Raw genomic sequence first — 18,480 nt, 5'->3', positions numbered from 1 at the left:
CCCCTGCCTCTGCGACCCGGGAGCCGCCGTGCCGACCTTCAGCGTTCCTGGCGCCGAGCTCGACGTCGAGCTGAGCGACGAGGGCGGCCGACCCGTGGTGCAGCTGCACGGCCTGACCTCGAGCCGCCTCCGCGACCGGCTGCTGCACCTCGACCTGGGACGCGGGCTGAGCGGCACGCGGCTGCTGCGATACGACGCTCGCGGCCACGGTCGCTCGACCGGCCGCCCGGTGCCCGACGACTACCGCTGGTCGGTGCTGGCCGACGACCTGCTGCGCCTGCTGGATGCGTGGTTCCCGCACGAGCGCGTCCATGGCGTCGGGCCGTCGATGGGTACCGCGACGCTCCTGCACGCTGCGGTGCGGGAGCCGGATCGGTTCAGCGGGCTGACGCTCATGGTGCCCGCGACCGCCTGGGAGACGCGCGTGCCGCGCGCGCAGGAGTACCTGCGTGTTGCCGCGCTGGTCGAGCAGCACGGGCTCTCGAGCCTCGTCGCCGCCGAGCAGGACGCCGCCCCGCCCCCCGCGAACGCCGTCGCACCGCCGACGGAACCGGAGGTAGCGGAGGCGCTGCTGCCCTCGGTGCTGCGCGGTGCGGCGCAGAGCGACCTCCCAGCGCCCGAGCTGCTGGCGACCCTCGGGATGCCGACGACGATCCTGGCGTGGATCGGGGATCCGTCGCATCCACTCTCGACCGCCGAGCGCCTCGTGGGGCTCCTGCCCGATGCGACGCTGCACGTGGCGTCGACGCCGGCCGACGTCGCTCGGTGGCCGGGGATGCTGCTCGCCGACGTGGCGCGCGAGTCGTAGGGCTGCAGTCACCCCGCCGGGGCGACCTCCATCTGCCCCCATGGGCTGCCGTACTCCCCCAGCAGGTCGAGGAACGGCTTCGGAGGCATCGCCTCCGGCCCCAGCACGCCGCTGCCCGACCACACGCCGGTCGCAAGCAGCTCGAGCGCGATCACCGGGTTGATGGCCGTCTGCCAGACCACGCACTGGTGGCCGTACTCCTCCATCGACCAGGCGTTGTCGACCACGTGGTACAGGTAGGTGGAACGCGGCTGCCCGTCCGTGCCGATGCCTCGCACCCACACTCCCGCGCAGGTCTTGCCGGTCATCTTCGGCCCGATCGTCGCGGGATCCGGCAGGCAGGCCGCGACGACGTCGCGCGGCGAGACCTCGACGCCGCCGACCCGCACCTTCTCGGTGCTGTCGAGCCCGAGCGTGTGCAGGGTCTGTAGCACGCCGATGAACTCGCTGCCGAGCCCGTACTTGAAGGTCACGCGCTCGCAGTCGATCCAGCGCGGCATGAGCAGCACCTCCTCATGCTCGACGTTCACGCACTCCACCGGGCCGATGCCCTCGGGGAAGTCGAAGACCTCCGGCTCGCTGAACGGCTCGGTCGTGAACCAGCCGCCGTCGGCCTCGCCCTCCCGTGCGCGCTCCCAGATCACCGGCGGGTTGAGGCACTCCTCGATGGTCGTCCAGATCGAGAAGGACGGCGCGAAGATCTCGTTGCCATCGTCGTCGTGCACCGCGAGGTTCGCGCCGTCGCGCGTACCGAGCTCGGTGATGCTGCCGAAGAGCTCGTCGGCCGCGTAGCGCGCCAGCACGTTCGACATACCGGGCTCGACCCCGATGCCCACGAGCGCGAGCCGCCCCGCTGCCTCCCACTCGGCTGCCTGCGCGAACTGCTCGTCGCCGAGCTTGACCCCGACCTTGCTGTGCGGGTGGTCGGGATGCGGCTTCGACAGGCTCATCGCCATGTCGAGGTAATCGGCACCCGCGGCGAGCGCACCGTCGAAGATCGGCATCACGAAGCGAGGATCGACAGCATTCATCACGTGCGTGATCGCGTGCTCCCTGCAGAGCGCTGCCACCGACTCCGGGTCGGATGCATCGACCTGCGCGGCCGAGAACCGGGCGTCGACCGCCGCAGCATGCTGCGCACGGGCCTCGTCGTAGTCGGCGATCACGATCGCCTCGTAGAAGTCTCGCCGTGCCGCGATCGCGGCGAACGCGCCACCCACGCCTCCGGCACCCACCAGCAGGATCCGCATGCACCGCTCCTCTCGCACCGGCATCCCACCGCGCTCCGCCGCGCGGACGATGATGCTGAATGACGGCGACTCTAGTGGAAGGGCGACGGATTCAGTAGTGTCGGCGACCAACAAGTGCGGATACAGCGGTGCAGGCGAAGATGCTCCGCAGTGTCCGCCGACGCACTCCGAAGGGGCGGCCGTGACCGAGGAACGCACCAGCACCGCGGCCGAGAGCCGTCCAAGCCTCAAGGCCGACGCGATCGGCTTCTTCGACGCCCTCGTGATCGGCCTGGCGTCGACGTCGCCCGCGTACACGATCGCCGCGATCATCGGCGGACTCGTGCTCTACACGGGCGTGCACGCTCCCGGCATCATGCTTGCGAGCTTCATCCCGATGCTGCTGATCGCCTCGGCGTTCTACTACCTCAACACCGTCGACCAGGATTCTGGCACCACATTCTCCTGGGTGACGCGCGCCATGGGCCCGTGGCTCGGCTGGATCGGCGGCTGGGCCATCACCATGACCGGCGTGCTGATCGTCGGATCGCTCGCAGAGGTGGGCGTGCGCTACTCGCTGCTCACGTTCGGGCTCGAGGATCTCGCCTACGACCCGGTGCTCATCCGCATCCTCACCGTCCTGCTCATCCTGCTCATGACCGCGATCTGCGTGTGGGGCACCGAGATCTCGGCCCGGCTGCAGAACGTGCTCATCGTCTTCCAGGTGCTCTCCCTGCTGGCGTTCGCGGTGGTCGCGCTCGTGCAGGTGGCCTCCAACAGCTCGGCATTCGACTCGGTCACACCCTCGTGGGAGTGGCTGAACCCGTTCGGCGGCGGCTGGGCCGGGGTCACTCCCGCGCTGCTGCTCGGTGTCTTCGCCTACTGGGGCTGGGAGTCGGCGGTCAACCTCACCGAGGAGACCTCCAACTCGTCGCAGTCGCCGGGCAAGGCCGCGATCTGGTCGACACTCGTGCTGCTCGTCACCTACCTCTCGGTCACGATCGCCGTCGTGGCGCTGGCGGGCGACGCATTCCTGGCAGAGAACGCGGGCGAGGAAGAAGCGGTCTTCCAGGTGCTCGCGAGCGAGACCATGGGCCCCTGGTCCTGGGTCGTCATGCTGTCGGTCGCGACGTCGGCCATCGCCTCGACGCAGACCACGATCATCCCCGCCTCGCGCACCGGCCTCAGCATGGCTCGACGCGGCGCGCTGCCGAAGATGTTCGGCCGCATCCACCCGCGCTTCCGCACGCCCGATGTCTCGACCTGGTGGGTCGCCGGCATCGCGATCGCCTACTACCTGGGCGTGGGCCTGCTGAGCGAGACGGCGCTGTGGGACACGCTCACGGCGCTCGGGCTGCTCATCGCCTTCTACTACGCGCTGACGGGCATCGCCTGCGCGGTCTACTTCCGCAAGCGGCTCACGAAGAGCGTCAAGAGCTTCCTGCTCATCGGCGTCGGACCGGTGCTGGGCTCGCTGATGCTCATCTGGCTGCTGGTCGCCGCGATCATCGACTACGGGAACCCGGAGAACTCCTACTCGGGGACGGCGTGGTTCGGCCTCGGCCCGCCGCTCGTGCTCGGCATCGGGATCTTCGCCACCGGCGTCGTGCTGATGATGCTCTGGTACGTCCGCGACCGCCGGTTCTGGGATGAGCAGCCGAGCACCGCGGAGCAGGCCATCATCCGCGTGGACATGACCGACCCGAACCGCTGATCAGATCCGTCGACGAGGAGCAGCATGGCCGACAGCGAGCACCTGTGGATGCACTTCACGCGCATGGGCAGCGCCGAGCGCACGCCCACGATCGTGCGCGGCGAGGGGGCGTACGTCTGGGATGACCGCGGCAAGCGCTATCTCGACGGCCTCGCAGGGCTCTTCGTCAACCAGCTCGGCCACGGGCGCACCGACCTGGCGCAGGCTGCGGCCGAGCAGGCCAGCACGCTCGCCTACTTCCCCATCTGGTCGTACGCGCACCCGAGCGCGGTCGCGCTGGCCGACAAGCTGGCGGATCTCGCCCCCGGCGACCTCAACCGGGTGTTCTTCACCAGCGGCGGCGGCGAGGCGGTGGAGAGCGCGTGGAAGCTGGCCAAGAACTTCTTCAAGCTCACGGGCAAGCCGCTGAAGCACAAGGTGATCAGCCGCGCCATCGCCTATCACGGCACCACGCATGGTGCGCTCTCCATCACGGGGCTGCCGGACCTGAAGGCGATGTTCGAGCCGCTCGTGCCCTCCACCTTCCGGGTGCCGAACACGAACATCTACCGGGCCCCGCTGCACCGCGATGACCCAGCGGCCTTCGGCCGCTGGGCCGCCGACCAGATCGGCGTAGCCATCGAGCAGGAGGGGCCGGACACGCTGGCGGCGGTGTTCCTCGAGCCGGTGCAGAACGCCGGCGGCTGCTTCCCGCCGCCGCCGGGCTACTTCGAGCGTGTGCGGGAGATCTGCGACGAGCATGACGTGCTGCTCGTCTCGGATGAGGTGATCTGCGCCTTCGGCCGGCTCGGCACGATGTTCGGCGCGGAGCGCTACGGCTACCAGCCCGACATCATCACCTGCGCGAAGGGGCTCACCAGCGGCTACGCACCGCTCGGCGCGATGCTGGCGAGCGACCGGCTCTTCGAGCCCTTCCGCGAGCCAGGGCAGATGTTCGCGCACGGCTACACCTTCGGCGGCCATCCGGTCGCGACCGCGGTGGGCCTCAAGAACCTCGAGATCTTCGAGCAGGAGGGCGTGCTCCAGCACGTGCGGGCCAACGAGGGCGCATTCCGGGCAGCGCTCGAAGGGCTGCGCGACCTGCCGATCGTCGGCGACGTGCGCGGCGACGGCTACTTCTACGGGATCGAGCTCGTCAAGGACAGGGAGACGCGGGAGACGTTCGACGAGGCGGAGAGCGAGCGGCTGCTGCGCGGCTTCCTCTCGGACGCGCTGTTCGAGGCCGGCCTCTACTGTCGAGCGGATGACCGCGGCGACCCCGTCATTCAGCTCTCTCCCCCGCTCATCTGCGACCAGCAGCACTTCGACGAGATGGCCGAGATCCTGCGCGGGGTGCTGACCGAGGCGTGGGCCCGACTGTGACCGAGCCCGACGAGACCGACAAGGCGATCATCGCCGAGCTGCAGCACGACGGGCGCGCGGCGTACGCCGCGATCGCGGCTGCCGTGGGACTCAGCGAGACGGCCGTGCGCAACCGCGTGAAGCGGCTGACGGATGCCGGCGTCATGCAGATCGTCGCGGTCACCGATCCCACGCAGCTGGGCTTCGCGCGGCAGGCGATGATCGGCATCCGCGCCTCCGGGCGTCTCGAGCCCGTGGCCGAGGCGCTCGCGGCGCTCGACGAGGCCGTCTACGTCGTCATCACCGCCGGCACGTACGACGTGCTCGCCGAGGTGGTGTGCGAGAGCGACGCCCACCTGCTCGAGCTCGTCTCCGACCGCATCCGCGCGATCGAGGGCGTGCGCGAGACCGACACGCTCATGTACCTGAAGCTGCAGCAGCAGTCCTACGCGTGGGGCGTGCGCTGAGCGTCAGTCGCCCGGCAGCTGCATCACCGAGACGATGTTGCCCGCCGGGTCGGTCGTCCAGGCGACGTCCGGGCCCTCACCGTTCCCCGGCGCGATGCCGCGCTCGTCCTGGTCGAAGCCCTCGTACCGCTCCCACGTCGCACCGCGCGCCGTGAGCTCCTCGACCGCCGCGCTGAGGTCGTCGACGCCGAGGTGGAGCACCGTGAAGACGGCAGGCGCATGGTCTTCCTTCGGATACACGAGCACGGTCGCGCCGCCGGGCATCGCCAGCTGCAGCATGCCGTTCTCCTCCGACGCCTGCAGGCCGAGCACGTCGGTGTAGAACGCCGTGGCCGCGGCAACGTCGGGCACCGCGAATCCGCTGAATCCTTGCGTGTAGTCCATGATCTGCGCCTCCGAGCGCAGTATCGAGCGCAGGCCGCGCGTGCGCAAGGGGTCGGATGGAGCCGGGCGCTCGACTGACGGGTGCTACCGCTCGACGACCTGGCCCGCCTCGACCCGCCAGTACCGGTCGGTGCGCACGGTCTCGAGCATCCGCCGGTCGTGCGTGACGAGCAGCAGCGTGCCGTCGTAGGTCTCCAGTGCCTGCTCGAGCTGCTCGATGGCTGGCAGGTCGAGGTGGTTGGTGGGCTCGTCGAGCACCAGCAGGTTGATGCCGCGCGCCTGCAGCAGCGCCAGCGCGGCGCGGGTGCGCTCGCCCGGTGACAGCTCGTCGACGGGGCGGCCGACGTGGTCGGCGCGCAGGCCGAACTTCGCCAGCAGGGTGCGCACCTCGCCGGAGGCGAGCTCTGGCACGAGCGCTTCGAACCCTGCCGCCAGTGGCGTCGAGCCGGTCAGCAGCGACCGCGCCTGGTCGATCTCGCCGATCCGCACGCTCGCGCCGAGGCTCGCGGACCCCTCGTCCGGCTGCTGCTGACCGAGCAGGGCGCGCAGCAGCGTCGACTTGCCGGCGCCGTTCGGCCCGGTGATGCCGATGCGCTCCCCCGCGTTCACCTGCAGCGACAGCGGCCCCAGCGTGAAGGAGCCCTGGCGGAGGACGGCGGCGCTCAGCGTCGAGACCACCGTGCCCGAGCGCGGGGCCGCGCCGATGGTGAAGGCGAGCTGCCACTCCTTGCGCGGCTCCTCCACCTCGTCCAGCCGCGCGATCCGGCTCTCCATCTGGCGCACCTTCTGCGCCTGCTTCTCGCTCGACTCCGTGGCCGCTCGGCGGCGGATCTTGTCGTTGTCGGGCGCCTTCTTCATCGCGTTCCGCACGCCCTGGCTCGACCACTCCCGCTGCGTCCTGGCGCGAGCGACCAGGTCTGCCTTCTGCTCCGCGAACTCGTCGTACCGCTCCCGAGCATGCCGCCGGACGGTGGCCCGCTCCTCCAGGTAGGCGTCGTAGCCGCCGCCGTAGATGCGGTTCGAGCTCTGCGCGAGGTCGAGCTCGAGCACGCGCGTGACGCAGCGCGCGAGGAACTCACGGTCGTGGCTGACCAGCACCACGCCGCCGCGCAGTCCCTGCACGAAGGACTCCAGCCGCGCGAGCCCATCGAGGTCGAGGTCGTTCGTCGGCTCGTCGAGCAGCACGATGTCGAACCGCGACAGCAGCAGTGCCGCGAGGCCGACGCGCGCGGCCTGGCCGCCCGAGAGCGCGGTCATCATGGCGTGCTCGGCGGCGTCGCCCGGCAGCTGCAGGCCGAGCTCGGCGAGCACCACCGGGATGCGCTCGTCGAGGTCGGCGGCCCCGCTCGCCAGCCAGCGCTCGAGCGCGCTCGAGTAGGCGTCTGCCGGATCGACGCCGGCGGGCGCGAGGGTGGGGTCGCCGAGCGCCAGCGCTGCCGCATCCATGTCTGCCGTCGCCTGCGCGCATCCGGTGCGACGGCCGATGTAGTCGACGACGCTCTCCCCCGCCACGCGCTCGTGCTCCTGCGGCAGGAACCCGACGAACGCGTCGGCGGGCGCGAGCGCGACCGAACCGGCCTGCGGCTGATCGACGCCCGCCAGCAACCGCAGCAGCGTCGACTTGCCCGCGCCGTTCGCCCCGACCACGCCGACGACATCGCCGGGCGCGACGGTCACGTCGAGCGAGTCGAAGAGGGTGCGGTGGCCGTAGCCGCCGGCGAGGCCCTGGGCCACGAGGGTTGCGGTCATCCGCCCATTCTCTCAGCGCTGCGGGCTGCAACGGCGCTCAGAGCATGTCGCGTTCAAGGATGGCCCGCTCGAAGGCGCAGCACCGTTCGCGCCCATCCGCGCGCGGGACGCGTACGCTCAGGAGCCGGAGCTGCCTTTGGTTCCCGACGATGGGAGTCCCGATGTCCGGTGCCACGCCGACCTCCGTGCCAGAGCCGACCGGATTGTCGAGCGGCGGGCTGCTCGCGCTCGGCCTGCTCGCCGACTCCTCGATGGAGAACGAGCGGCGGTTGCCGATCCACCCGCTCCACCTCGACCGCATCGACGCGGACGTGCGGGAGCGCATGATCGTCGAGCGCGGCTACGGTTCCGACTTCCAGCTGGAGCCCGGCTACGTCGAGTCGCGCGTCGGTCGCGTTGCCGAGCGCGCAGAGGTGCTCGCATCGGCCGACGTGCTGCTGCTGCCGAAGCCGCAGGGGGCGGATGTCGCCGCGATGCCCGAGGGCGGCGTGCTGTGGGGCTGGCCGCACTGTGTGCAGGATGCGGCGATGACCCAGACCGCGATCGACCGTCGGCTGACGCTGATCGCCTTCGAGGCCATGAACCACTGGAACAGCCGGGGCGACTTCAGCCTGCACGTGTTCCACAAGAACAACGAGCTGGCGGGCTACAGCTCGGTGCTGCACGCGCTGCAGCTGATCGGATCGACGGGCGACTACGGGCCGCGCCGCAGCGCGGTCGTCATCGGCTTCGGCGCGACGGCGCGAGGCGCCGTGACCGCGCTCAATGCGCTCGGCATCCACGACATCCAGGTGCTCACGCAGCGTGGCGTCGCGGCGGTCGGCTCGCCGATCCACGGCGCGCACATCACCCAGCTCAACACCGACGGCGGCCCCATCCACCTCAGCGAGGTGCTGACCGACGAGGGCAGCGTGCTGCTGCCCGACTTCCTGGCCTCGCACGACATCGTCGTCAACTGCACGCTGCAGGACGTCTCGGCCCCCATGACCTACCTGCGCACCGAGGATCTCGACGGCTTCGCGGCGGGCAGCCTCATCATCGACGTCTCCTGCGACGAGGGCATGGGCTTCGAATGGGCGAAGCCGACCGGCTTCGAGGACCCGATGTTCACGGTCGGCGAGGGCGTGCACTACTACGCCGTCGACCACAGCCCGTCGTATCTGTGGAACGCGGCCACCTGGGAGATCAGCGAGGCGCTGCTGCCGTTCCTCCGCACCGTCATGGAGGGGCCGGCATCGTGGGACGCCGACCACACCATCGCGCGCGCGATCGAGATCCGTGACGGCGTGATCCAGAACCCGAGCATCCTGAGCTTCCAGAGCCGCGAGTCCGAGTATCCGCACCGCCGGATCGCGGCGCAGTAGGGAGCGCTCGTCACGTGGACGACCTGGTCGTGCCCCCGGGACCGGGAGCGCCGGACGGGCTGGTGGTGCCGGCCGACGAGCTCGTCGAGCAGTTCTCCCGCGCCTCCGGTCCCGGCGGTCAGGGCGTCAACACCACGGATTCGCGGGTGCAGCTGAGTCTCGACCTGCGCACGACCACAGCGCTCACCGACGTGCAGCGCTCGCGCGCCCTCGAGCGGCTCGCTGCGCGACTCTCGGGCACGATGCTGACCGTCACGGCGTCCGAGCACCGCGCGCAGCGGCAGAACCGCACGGCGGCGCGACAGCGGCTGGCTGCGCTCCTCCGCGAGGCCGTCGCCCCGCCGTCGATCCGCAGGGCGACGCGAGCGACGGGCGGCTCGAGGCGGCGGCGGCTCGAGGCGAAGAGCCGCCGCTCCGACGTCAAGCGCAACCGCAGACCACCGCCGACCGAATGAGCACCCGAGGTGCCGATCTGCCTGAGGTACGTTCGGGGCATCAGCGGACGACGAGGAGCGCGATGCGACCGTTCTTGGACAAGGCCATGCCCGAGTCGTGGAAGGCGGCCGAGCTCTCCTCGGTCGCGGTGCGGGATGAGGCGGCCCGGCACGGGCTGCTCCCGCAGGAGGCAGAGCTCATCAAGCTGCGCGCATCGCAGCTCAACGGCTGCGCCTTCTGCCTCGATCTGCATGCTCGACAGTCCCGGCAGTCAGGCATCCCGCAGCAGAAGCTCGATCTGCTCTCGGCATGGCGCGAGAGCGCGCTGTACTCAGAGCGCGAGGCGGCGGTGCTCGCGATCGCCGAAGCGGTGACTCGGATGCCGCTCTCCGCCGATGCCGAGTCCCAGCTCGAGGCCGCGCGCACCACCCTCGGCGATGCGACCTTCGTGGCGGCCGAGTGGGTCGCGGTCACGATCAACGCCTTCAATCGCATCTCGATCCTCAGCGAACATCCGGTGCGCCCTCGCGATGCCGAGGGCAAGGTCGTCCGAGGGGCAGCGTCTACGGGCGTGCGCATCGATGGATGACCAGCGCGCCGATGGCATCGAGCGGCGGCGCCGGGAGGCGGCCGCGGAGCTCGCCGAGGTCGACCGGCAGCTCGCGGATCTCCGACGGCTGCGCGAGACCGTGCACGACGACGATGAGCACGATCCCGACGGCGTCTCGCTGTCATCCGAGTGGTCGCGGCTCGAGGGGCTGAAGCAGACCCGCATCGACGCGCTGGCGGCGCTCGACGAGGCCGCCGCGCGTATCGAGCGCGGTGAGGGCGGGACCTGCAGCGTCTGCGGTGGTCCCATCGCGCCCGAGCGACTGCAAGCCCGCCCGCAGGCGACCACCTGCATCGATTGCGCCCAGCAGCGACGATGACGACGCCGTTCACCGACTACATCGCGCACGTCGGCGACCGCACGGCGCTGTATGCGGCGGTTGCGCGCTGCACCGACGCCCGCCGCGTGATCTACCCGGGCAGCTATCTCGATATCGCGCCGTCCTCCGTGTGGCAGGACGTCACCTACCTCGACATGGATGCTCGCGCCCGTCGCGCCTTCGCGGACGTCGAGGCGGTCGAGCGGCTCGCGCAGCGGCTCGGTGGCGCCGCGGCAGCGCCGAGCATCGCCTTCGTCGACGGCGACTACACGCGCACGCTGCGGGCGCTGCCGGAGGCCGGATGGGATCTCGCGATCTCGCTGTACGCCGGCCCCGTCTCCGAGCACGTGGCCCGGTGCGTGCGACCCGGCGGCTGGCTGCTCGTCAACAACAGCCACGCCGACGCGGGGCTCGCGTTCCTCGACCCGCGGTACGAGCTGGCGGCGGCGATCCATCGTCGGGCGCACGGCTACCGGCTGGTGACCGACGACCTGGGCCGCTACTTCCAGCCGAAGCGGCCGCCGCATCCCGACCGCGCCGGGCTGCTCGCCAGCGGCAGGGGCATCGCGTACACGCGCCCCGCCGACGTCTACCTGTTCCGACGCGTGCCCGGCCCCGCGGCCTGACCGAGGGGCGTCAGCGAAGCCTGCGCGCCACCGCCCGCGCGGCATGCTCGCCCGACACGAGCGCCCCCTGGATGGAGGCCGTCTCGCGGTGGTCGCCGGTGACGACCACGCGCTCGCCGGTCCACGCGGGGCCGCGGTCGATCGGGCCGGGCCGCTGCGCCGGCACCGCGTGCGGGATGACGTGGTGCGCCAGCACCTCCCAGCGCGACGTCGACGTGCCGTACAGCCTCGCCAGGTCGCGGCGCATCTGCGCTTCGCTCGCGCGCCCATCCGGACGATCGAGCAGCGTCGTCGCCTGCACGAGGTGCCGACCTGGCGGCGCGTACGACGGCGCGACCTCAGAGATGACGGCGGTGTTCCAGATCGGTCCGGCGGGCCCGCCGCCCGGCCGCGAGGCGTCGATGAGCAGGAAGGGGCCCGTGCGCGGCTGCCCGGTCGCGCGGAACCACCAGGTCGTCAGCCCGTGCGTCGCCGGTGCCGGGAGGCCGACCAGGTCGCCGACATGCTGCGGCCCGACGGCGACGATGGCGGCGCGCCCGCGGACGGCGCCCGCCTCGGTGGCGACCTGCACGCCGTCGGCCATCTCGCGGAGCTCGCGCGCGGCGGTCCGAAGCCGCACGCTGCCCTCCGGCGTGCCGTTCGGAGGGCACTCGAGCGATGCGGCCAGCTGCTCGGGCAGCGTTTGCATGCCGCCCCGTGGCAGGCCGGGCGCGCCCAGCGCGAACGACCGCAGCAGCAGCCGCACGTAGTTCGCCGAGGTCTCCCCCGAGCTGTCGGCGAGGACGCCGGCCAGGAACGTGTCGAGCACATCGCGGCGCAACGGCCCGGTCAGCCCCGCCGAGTCGAGCGACGCGCGCAGCGTCGTGTCGGAGGCCGCACGAGACGCGACGGTCGGGCGCAGCAGCGTCGGTGCGATCCAGCGCGCCAGCGCGGCGAGGTCGGATGCGGGCGTGCGGCCGCTGGCGAGGGTCGCGAGCAGGTGCCGCGGATGCCGCAGCGGATGCGCGAGCGTTGTCGTGGTCGCGCCGCTGCGCACGATCGCCCCGACGCCGAACGGCTGCAGCGCGAGTGCGGGCAGGTCGATCAACCGCTGCACCGCCGGGTAGGCGGGGTTCAGCAGTTGGAAGCCGCGGTCGACGCGGAATCCGTCGACGAGGTCGGTGCGCACGCGCCCGCCGACCGCATCCGCGGCCTCCAGCACCACGACCGTGAGCCCCGCCCGCTGCAGCGAGCGCGCGGCCTGCAGGCCGGCGAGCCCCGCTCCGATCACGATGACGTCGGCGTCCATGCGACTCCTCCTACAGCGACATCCGCTCGAGCGCCGCCGAGAGATACGGCGCCGTGCGGCTGGCGGTGCTGGCCGCGACCTGCTCGGGCGTGCCCTCCGCGACCACCCGTCCGCCGGCATCGCCGGAGCCGGGACCGAGATCGATCACCCAGTCGGCCTCGGCGACGATCCGCATGTCGTGCTCGACGATGATCACCGTGCTGCCGCCGTCGACGAGGTGGTGCAGGTGGGTCACGAGCCGGTCGGCGTCGGCCGGATGCAGACCGGAGGTGGGCTCGTCGAGCAGGTAGAGCGTGTCGCCGCGCTGCCCCCGCCGCAGCTCGGAGGCGAGCTTCACGCGCTGCGCCTCACCGCCGGAGAGCTGCGGCGCCGGCTGGCCGAGCGAGACGTAGCCGAGCCCGACGTCGAGCAGGGCATCGAGATGGCGCTGCACGTCGTCGTCCGTGAACCAGTCCCGGGCCTCGCTGACGCTCATGGCGAGCACGTCCGCGACCGTCCGGCCGTCGAGCTCGATCTCGAGCGTCTCCGGGTTGTAGCGGCTGCCGCCGCACGTCGCGCAGGGCGCGTGCACGGTCGGGAGGAAGAGCAGCTCGACCTCCATGGTGCCCTCGCCCTTGCAGGTCGGGCATCGGCCGGCGGGCAGGTTGAACGAGAAGCGGCTCGCGCCGTAGCGGCGACGGCGCGCCTCCGGGGTCACCGCGAATAGCGCGCGCACGCGGTCGAACAGGCCCGTGTAGGTCGCGACGTTGGAGCGCGAGGTGCGGCCGATGGGCTTCTGGCTCACCTGCACGACGCGGCGAAGCCGCCCTCGTGGTCCGTGCGCTCGACCCTCCGTCACGGCTTCGGTCGTCTGCGCGAGCGGATCGTCGGCCGACGCCGCGCGCTCGTCGTTCCCGGCCGTGTGCTCGTCGACCTCGCTCGCGAGGCTCGCCCGCAGCAGGTCGGGCAGTGCCTGCACGACGAGCGTCGACTTGCCAGAGCCGGAGACGCCCGTGACGGCGGTGAGCGCTCCGAGCGGGAACGCGACCGTCAGGTCGGTGACGTTGTGGCGTGTGACCCCCGCGAGCTCGAGCTGGCCGTCGCCCGCCCGCCGCTCGCGCGCGGCGTGCGGGGTGTCGAGCGAGTCGAAGAGGTAGCGCCGGGTCACCGACTCCGGTGCGTCGCGCAGCCCCTCGATGGGGCCCGAGTAGACGACCGTGCCGCCCTTGGAGCCGGCTGCCGGCCCGATGTCCACGATCCAGTCCGCCGCACGGATCACGTCGAGCGAGTGCTCCACGAAGTAGACGGTGTTGCCCGCCTCCTTCAGCGTGGCGAGGATGCCCAGCAGCGACTCGGTGTCGGCGGGATGCAGTCCGGCAGAGGGCTCGTCGAGCACGAACACGACGCCGAACAGCTGCGAGAGCACCTGGGTGGCCAAGCGCATGCGCTGCAGCTCCCCGGAGGAGAGCGACGCGGTGGTGCGGTCGAGCGAGAGCGACGCGAGCCCGAGGTCGATGATGGGCGTCAGGTGCGCGAGCAGGTCGGATGCGAGCCGGCGCGCGGCGAGCAGCTGCTCCGGGGCGACATCCTGCGCACCCGACGCGGAACCGTCGACGGGCTTGGGGCTCCAGTCGGGCAGCAGCACCTGCTCGAGCACTGCCGCGACCTCGTCGAGCGGCATCGCCGCGAGCTGTGTGATGTCGTAGCCCTCGAACGTGACCGCGAGCGCCTCGGGCTTCAGGCGCCTGCCGCCGCAGTTCGGGCAGACGACGCTGACCATGAACGACGCCGCCCGCTCGCGCATCTTGGCGCTCTTCGAGCCCGCGAAGGTCGACAGCACGTAGTTGCGCACGCCGAGGAAGGTGCTCATGTAGCTGGGCGCGACGCCCGCGGCGACCGCCTTCCGCACCTCCGCCGGCGGACGGTCGGTGAACACCGGCACCTGCGGCGACTCCTCGGTGTAGAGCGCCCAGTCGCGCTGCTCGCGCGGCAGCTCGCGCCACGGCACGTCGATGTCGTAGCCGAGCGAGACCAGGCTGTCGCGCAGCTGCTTCCCGTGCCAGGCCTTCGGCCAGGCGGCGAGCGCGCCGTCACGGATCGAGAGCGAAGCGTCCGGCACCATCAGCTCCTCCGGCACGTCGTGCACGCGCCCGAGCCCGTGGCAGGTCGGGCAGGCGCCCTGCACGGTGTTCATGGAGAAGTCCTCGGCGAGCAGCATCGGGGCACCCGCGGGGTAGGTGCCGACTCGGGAGTAGAGCATCCGGAGCACGTTCGCGATGGTGGTGGCGCTGCCGACCGTGGACCTCGCCGAGCCGCCGGAGCGCTGCTGCGGCAGGGCGACCGCCGGCGGGAGACCGGCGATGGAATCCACATCCGGAGTGCCGACCTGGCTCATCAGCCGGCGAGCGTAGGGCGCGACGGACTCGAAGTACCGGCGCTGCGACTCGGCGTAGATGGTGCCGAACGCGAGCGAGCTCTTGCCGGAGCCGGAGATGCCGGTGAACGCGACCAGCGCGTCGCGCGGGATGTCGAGGTCGACGTCCTTGAGGTTGTGCTCGCGGGCGCCGCGCACTCGTACGCCTTCGAGCCCGGTCTCGTGCGCTGAGCGCTCTGCTGCATCCATGTGCGCCAGTCTCTCGCGCGGCGCCTGTGCGCTCGTCGGCGGCCTGCCAGCGAGCGCGTAGCGCACGCCCTGCGCGTTCCCACGCTCGTCTGCGAGCATCGCACCATGTCTTCACCGAACCAGCAGCAGCCGCCTGGCGATGACATCGGTCCCGACGACTTCGCCATGCGCCTCGGGCGCGAGGAGATCATCATCCGGGATCGCTACGAGGCACTCAGCATCGCCAACGATGCGCTCATCGGCGTCCTCTTCCTCGCCGGCAGCATCCTCTTCCTCTGGGAGGAGACCGCGACCATCGCCGCCTGGCTGTTCATCGTTGGCAGCGCCGAGTTCGTGCTGCGGCCGGTCATCCGGCTGGCGCGCCGCACCCACCTGAAGCGCTTCGGGCCCGGCGTTGGCCGAAGCGACGACCAGAGCGACTTCTAGGACCGCTGCGCGCCGGCGCCGGCCTCGAAGGCTGCGGCCGCCATCACTGTCCGGGGATGAGCACGATCTTGCCGCTGCCGGACGACTCGCGGAACTCCCGCTGCGCGTCCCTGATCTCCGAGAGGGTGCGGGTGGCCTGGATGCGCGGGCTGACGTCGCCGCGCCGCGCCACGTCGACGAGTCGCTCGAACTGCTCCGGGGTGTGCATCGTCGATCCGATGAGCCGACGCGAGCGGAGATAGAGCTGGCGCAGGTCGAGCTCGATGACGGCACCGGCGACCGCGCCTGCGATCACCCAGCGGCCGCCTCCGGTCAGCGCCGAAAGCAGTCCTCGCGCGACGTCGCCGCCGACGACGTCAGCGACCACGTCGACCTCGCCACCGGCCGCCTCCAGCACGGCATTGGCGAGGTCGGCCTCGCCGCGGTCGACCGTCGCCGCCGCGCCGCTCGCCAGCACCGCGTCGCGGCCTCCGGCGCTGGTGACGCCGATGACGCGGGCGCCGCGCGCCGCGGCGAGCTGCACGAGCGCCGATCCCACGCCGCCGGACGCTCCGGTCACCACCACGCACTCCCCGGCGACGACCTCGGCACGGTCCAGCATGCCCATGGCCGTGCCGTAAGCGATCGGCAGGCAGGCGAGCTCGGCATCCGTGAGCGGCGAGTCCGTCACATCGTGCACGTACGCGGCATCCACGGCCACGTACTCGGCGAATCCGCCGTCGAACTCCGAGCCCATCACCTCGGCGATCTCTGCCGCTCGCCCGGTGACCGGCCGGGCCGGATCGACGAGCACGCGGCGCCCGGCCCAGCTCGCGTCGACGTCGGCGCCCACGGCGTCGACGACGCCGCAGACGTCTGCACCCTGGATGCGCGGGAACCGCAGCGGCACGCCCTTCCAGCCAGCGACCGCTCCCGGATCCTCCGGCGTGCCGTACGCGCCCTCGCGGCTCCACAGGTCGGTGTTGTTGATCGACGCTGCCGCGACCCTGACCAGCACCTCGTGCGCGAGCGGCACGGGTCGCCGTACGTCATCGCGCAGCTCGATCATGGACGTGTCGCCGTGCCCGACGGTCATCGCCGCCCGCATCGTGGTGACGGTCGCGAGGTCGCGCGACGTGTTCCGGCTGGCAGTCATGCCCCAACGTTTCCAGACAAGCGCCGCATCTCCTCCAGCCGCGCGAGCGCCTGGTCGATCCGACCTGGGTCTGTGCCCCGAACGACGATGTTGGTGCCGAAGGCGGAGCCCTCACGGAACGGGTAGGAGCCGATGCTGAGGTCGGGCATCTCGTCGGCGAGCGCGCGCAGCGCCGCGGCGATCCGGCCCTCGCCCACCTCGAAGCGCAGCTCCCGTGCCAGCACGGGTGAGCCGGCCTCCAGCCCCGGGAGGACGGCATCGAGCATGGCGACGAAGATCGCGGGCACACCGGCCATGACGTGCACATTGCCGACGGTGAACCCAGGTGCCGCACTGATCGGGTTGTCGATGAGTGCCGCGCCGTGCGGGATGCGGGCCATGCGCAGGTGCTCGTCGGTGAGCGTGCGGTCGCGACCGACCGCCTCCTGCAGCAGCGCGCGGGCGTCATCGCGCACCTCGATGCCGACTCCGAATGCATCGGCCACGGCATCCGCCGTGATGTCGTCGTGCGTCGGGCCGATGCCACCGGAGGTGAACACGTGGTCGTGCGCATCCCGCAGTGCCCGCAGGGCATCGACGATGACGGCATGGTCGTCCGGCACCACGCGGATCTCGCGCAGATCGATGCCGAGCGCGCCCAGCCGGCCGGCGAGATGGAAGGCGTTCGCCTCGCGGGTGCGGCCCGAGAGGATCTCGTCGCCGATCACGAGCATCGCGGCGGTGGGGTTCGTCATGGCTCCAGCCTGCCGTGCCGCGCTGGGCGAAGCCAGCGAGTGGGCGTCACGACAGTCGCGCCAGCGCAAGCCCGACCAGCGCGAGCACGGCTGCGATGAGCCCCATCGCGGCATACGAGCCGGTCGCCACGGCGACGACAGGGCCGAGCGCGGGCCCGACGGCCGTGACCGCGGTGATCGGCGCCGCGAACGCGCCGTTGATGGCGCCGTATTCGCGCGTGCCCCATCGGTCGGCGACCGCGGAGCCCTGCACCAGGGTCTGCGCGCCTCGCACCGCGCCCGCGGCGATGCCGATGACGATGAGCAGCCAGGGCGGCCCGGGCACCAGCGCCAGTAGCCCCAGCACGATCGCGCTCAACCCGGCGGTCAGCAGCAGCGGCAGCCGCGGCGACGCCGCGTGCGGCAGCACCACGTAGACGATGCGGCCGAGCACCTGCCCGGCACCGACGAGACCGAGCCCCCACGCCGCGAGCTCGTACGTCATGCCTCGCTCCGTGTACAGCGGGATGATCGCGAGGGCCACGCTGTAGAGCGCGGCCGCGATGGCGATCATCGACAGCTGCAGGGCCCAGAAGCGTCGCGTGCGCAGCACGGTCGAGACGGTGTGGTGCGGCTCGTCCGCTACCCGCGGCGGCCGCGGCGACCAGCCGCGCTCGAGGCTCCACCAGTGCAGCGGCGTCGTGCTCACCACCAGGCCGATCGCGAGCACGAGCATGGTCGCGCGCCAGTCGAGCACGCTCAGCATCGCGGCGGTCAACGGCGCGAACGCCGTCGACGCGAGTCCGCCCGCGAGCGTGACGACGGTCATCGAGCGACGCCGGTGCGCCGCCTCCCTGCGCGCGATGACGGTGAACGCCGCCTGGTACAGCACCGCGGACTGCCCCATCCCGGTCACGATCCAGCCCAGCACGAACACCGTCACGTCGGGCGCGGCGCTGACCAGCGCCAGGCCGAGCGCGCCGAGGAGGCTTCCGGCAGTCATGACGACGCGCGGGCTGCCTCGATCGAGCCATCGTCCGACCAGGATGCCGGCGAGCGCGGAGGTGACGAGCCCGACGGAGAAGGCGAGCATCACGGTGGCGAGCGCCCAGCCCGTGTCGGCGGCGATGACCGGCGCGGCGACGATCAGCGCGTAGTAGAGGATGCCCCAGCTGATCACCTGACCGATGGAGAGTGCCGCGAGCCGCCGCTGGCGAGTGCCCGGCGTCAGTTCGACCGCCTCGCGCCGACCGGAGGTGCGCACCGGTTC

18 protein-coding genes are annotated in these 18,480 nt (G+C 71.7%); 10 read left to right on the top strand and 8 right to left on the bottom strand.

From position 1 onward, the window contains the following. Positions 1 to 28 precede the first annotated feature (28 nt). Positions 29 to 808, top strand: a complete 780-nt coding sequence (locus ABG090_RS03990) for an alpha/beta hydrolase (RefSeq protein WP_347756615.1) — start codon at positions 29 to 31, stop codon at positions 806 to 808. Between the two features lie 8 nt (positions 809 to 816). Here ABG090_RS03990 and ABG090_RS03985 read toward each other — a convergent pair whose 3' ends face one another. Continuing rightward, the gene (locus tag ABG090_RS03985) at positions 817 to 2,058 is read right to left on the bottom strand and encodes a saccharopine dehydrogenase C-terminal domain-containing protein (protein WP_347756613.1); all 1,242 of its coding nucleotides are present in this window, start codon (positions 2,056 to 2,058) and stop codon (positions 817 to 819) included. Positions 2,059 to 2,239: 181 nt separating this feature from the next. Here ABG090_RS03985 and ABG090_RS03980 point away from each other — a divergent pair, with 181 nt between their 5' ends. The 3 genes from ABG090_RS03980 to ABG090_RS03970 are packed head-to-tail and all read left to right on the top strand — an operon-like array spanning position 2,240 to position 5,559. Then, complete coding sequence (locus tag ABG090_RS03980; RefSeq protein ID WP_347756611.1) at positions 2,240 to 3,751, top strand: APC family permease; 1,512 nt, start codon at positions 2,240 to 2,242, stop codon at positions 3,749 to 3,751. Positions 3,752 to 3,775: 24 nt separating this feature from the next. Continuing rightward, entirely contained in the window at positions 3,776 to 5,113 is a 1,338-nt protein-coding gene (locus ABG090_RS03975) for an aspartate aminotransferase family protein (RefSeq protein WP_347756609.1), read from the top strand. Continuing rightward, complete coding sequence (locus tag ABG090_RS03970; RefSeq protein WP_347756607.1) at positions 5,110 to 5,559, top strand: Lrp/AsnC family transcriptional regulator; 450 nt, start codon at positions 5,110 to 5,112, stop codon at positions 5,557 to 5,559. Before ABG090_RS03975 ends, ABG090_RS03970 begins: the two co-directional genes overlap by 4 nt. Before the next feature lie 3 nt (positions 5,560 to 5,562). Here the strand turns inward: ABG090_RS03970 and ABG090_RS03965 are convergent, their stop codons facing one another. Both ABG090_RS03965 and ABG090_RS03960 read right to left on the bottom strand, forming a co-directional pair. Next, positions 5,563 to 5,943 (bottom strand): VOC family protein, encoded by a 381-nt coding sequence (locus ABG090_RS03965; protein ID WP_347756606.1) that lies wholly within the window; start codon positions 5,941 to 5,943, stop codon positions 5,563 to 5,565. A gap of 84 nt (positions 5,944 to 6,027) precedes the next feature. Continuing rightward, positions 6,028 to 7,692: an ABC-F family ATP-binding cassette domain-containing protein gene (locus tag ABG090_RS03960; RefSeq protein WP_347756604.1), complete on the bottom strand. Its 1,665-nt coding sequence runs from the start codon at positions 7,690 to 7,692 to the stop codon at positions 6,028 to 6,030. A gap of 161 nt (positions 7,693 to 7,853) precedes the next feature. On the opposite strand from ABG090_RS03960, the gene ABG090_RS03955 reads away from it, so the two are divergent. The 5 genes from ABG090_RS03955 (at position 7,854) to ABG090_RS03935 (ending at position 11,046) form a co-directional block, all read left to right on the top strand. Then, positions 7,854 to 9,056 (top strand): N(5)-(carboxyethyl)ornithine synthase, encoded by a 1,203-nt coding sequence (locus ABG090_RS03955; RefSeq protein ID WP_347757479.1) that lies wholly within the window; start codon positions 7,854 to 7,856, stop codon positions 9,054 to 9,056. Between the two features lie 14 nt (positions 9,057 to 9,070). Next, positions 9,071 to 9,511: an alternative ribosome rescue aminoacyl-tRNA hydrolase ArfB gene (gene arfB, locus ABG090_RS03950; RefSeq protein WP_347756602.1), complete on the top strand. Its 441-nt coding sequence runs from the start codon at positions 9,071 to 9,073 to the stop codon at positions 9,509 to 9,511. A 62-nt stretch (positions 9,512 to 9,573) separates the two neighbouring features. Beyond that, positions 9,574 to 10,080, top strand: a complete 507-nt coding sequence (locus tag ABG090_RS03945) for a carboxymuconolactone decarboxylase family protein (RefSeq protein ID WP_347756600.1) — start codon at positions 9,574 to 9,576, stop codon at positions 10,078 to 10,080. Continuing rightward, the gene (locus ABG090_RS03940; protein ID WP_347756598.1) at positions 10,073 to 10,420 is read left to right on the top strand and encodes a TraR/DksA C4-type zinc finger protein; all 348 of its coding nucleotides are present in this window, start codon (positions 10,073 to 10,075) and stop codon (positions 10,418 to 10,420) included. The genes ABG090_RS03945 and ABG090_RS03940 overlap by 8 nt, the downstream gene beginning before the upstream one ends. Further along, on the top strand, positions 10,417 to 11,046 hold the full coding sequence (locus tag ABG090_RS03935; RefSeq protein ID WP_347756596.1) for a hypothetical protein: 630 nt from the start codon (positions 10,417 to 10,419) through the stop codon (positions 11,044 to 11,046). The genes ABG090_RS03940 and ABG090_RS03935 overlap by 4 nt, the downstream gene beginning before the upstream one ends. 10 nt (positions 11,047 to 11,056) lie before the next feature. On the opposite strand, the gene ABG090_RS03930 is transcribed toward ABG090_RS03935, so the two are convergent. Both ABG090_RS03930 and ABG090_RS03925 read right to left on the bottom strand, forming a co-directional pair. Next, entirely contained in the window at positions 11,057 to 12,334 is a 1,278-nt protein-coding gene (locus ABG090_RS03930; RefSeq protein WP_347756594.1) for an NAD(P)/FAD-dependent oxidoreductase, read from the bottom strand. A 10-nt stretch (positions 12,335 to 12,344) separates the two neighbouring features. Beyond that, positions 12,345 to 14,936: an excinuclease ABC subunit UvrA gene (locus ABG090_RS03925; protein WP_347757477.1), complete on the bottom strand. Its 2,592-nt coding sequence runs from the start codon at positions 14,934 to 14,936 to the stop codon at positions 12,345 to 12,347. A 105-nt stretch (positions 14,937 to 15,041) separates the two neighbouring features. On the opposite strand from ABG090_RS03925, the gene ABG090_RS03920 reads away from it, so the two are divergent. Continuing rightward, entirely contained in the window at positions 15,042 to 15,362 is a 321-nt protein-coding gene (locus ABG090_RS03920) for a YrhK family protein (RefSeq protein ID WP_347756593.1), read from the top strand. A 43-nt stretch (positions 15,363 to 15,405) separates the two neighbouring features. Here the strand turns inward: ABG090_RS03920 and ABG090_RS03915 are convergent, their stop codons facing one another. From ABG090_RS03915 to ABG090_RS03905, 3 genes are read right to left on the bottom strand one after another with little or no spacing between them, the layout of a single operon-like run. After that, positions 15,406 to 16,497 (bottom strand): zinc-binding dehydrogenase, encoded by a 1,092-nt coding sequence (locus tag ABG090_RS03915; protein ID WP_347756591.1) that lies wholly within the window; start codon positions 16,495 to 16,497, stop codon positions 15,406 to 15,408. After that, complete coding sequence (locus ABG090_RS03910; RefSeq protein ID WP_347756589.1) at positions 16,494 to 17,231, bottom strand: molybdopterin-binding protein; 738 nt, start codon at positions 17,229 to 17,231, stop codon at positions 16,494 to 16,496. The genes ABG090_RS03915 and ABG090_RS03910 overlap by 4 nt, the downstream gene beginning before the upstream one ends. 46 nt (positions 17,232 to 17,277) lie before the next feature. Continuing rightward, positions 17,278 to 18,474: an MFS transporter gene (locus ABG090_RS03905; protein ID WP_347756587.1), complete on the bottom strand. Its 1,197-nt coding sequence runs from the start codon at positions 18,472 to 18,474 to the stop codon at positions 17,278 to 17,280. Positions 18,475 to 18,480 lie beyond the last annotated feature (6 nt).

This window comes from Agrococcus sp. ProA11, from assembly GCF_039880525.1.
GTDB classification, from domain to species: Bacteria; Actinomycetota; Actinomycetes; order Actinomycetales; family Microbacteriaceae; genus Agrococcus; species Agrococcus chionoecetis.
The sequence above is the reverse complement of the archived record's forward strand: the minus strand, read 5'-3'. Positions and strand labels throughout refer to the sequence as shown.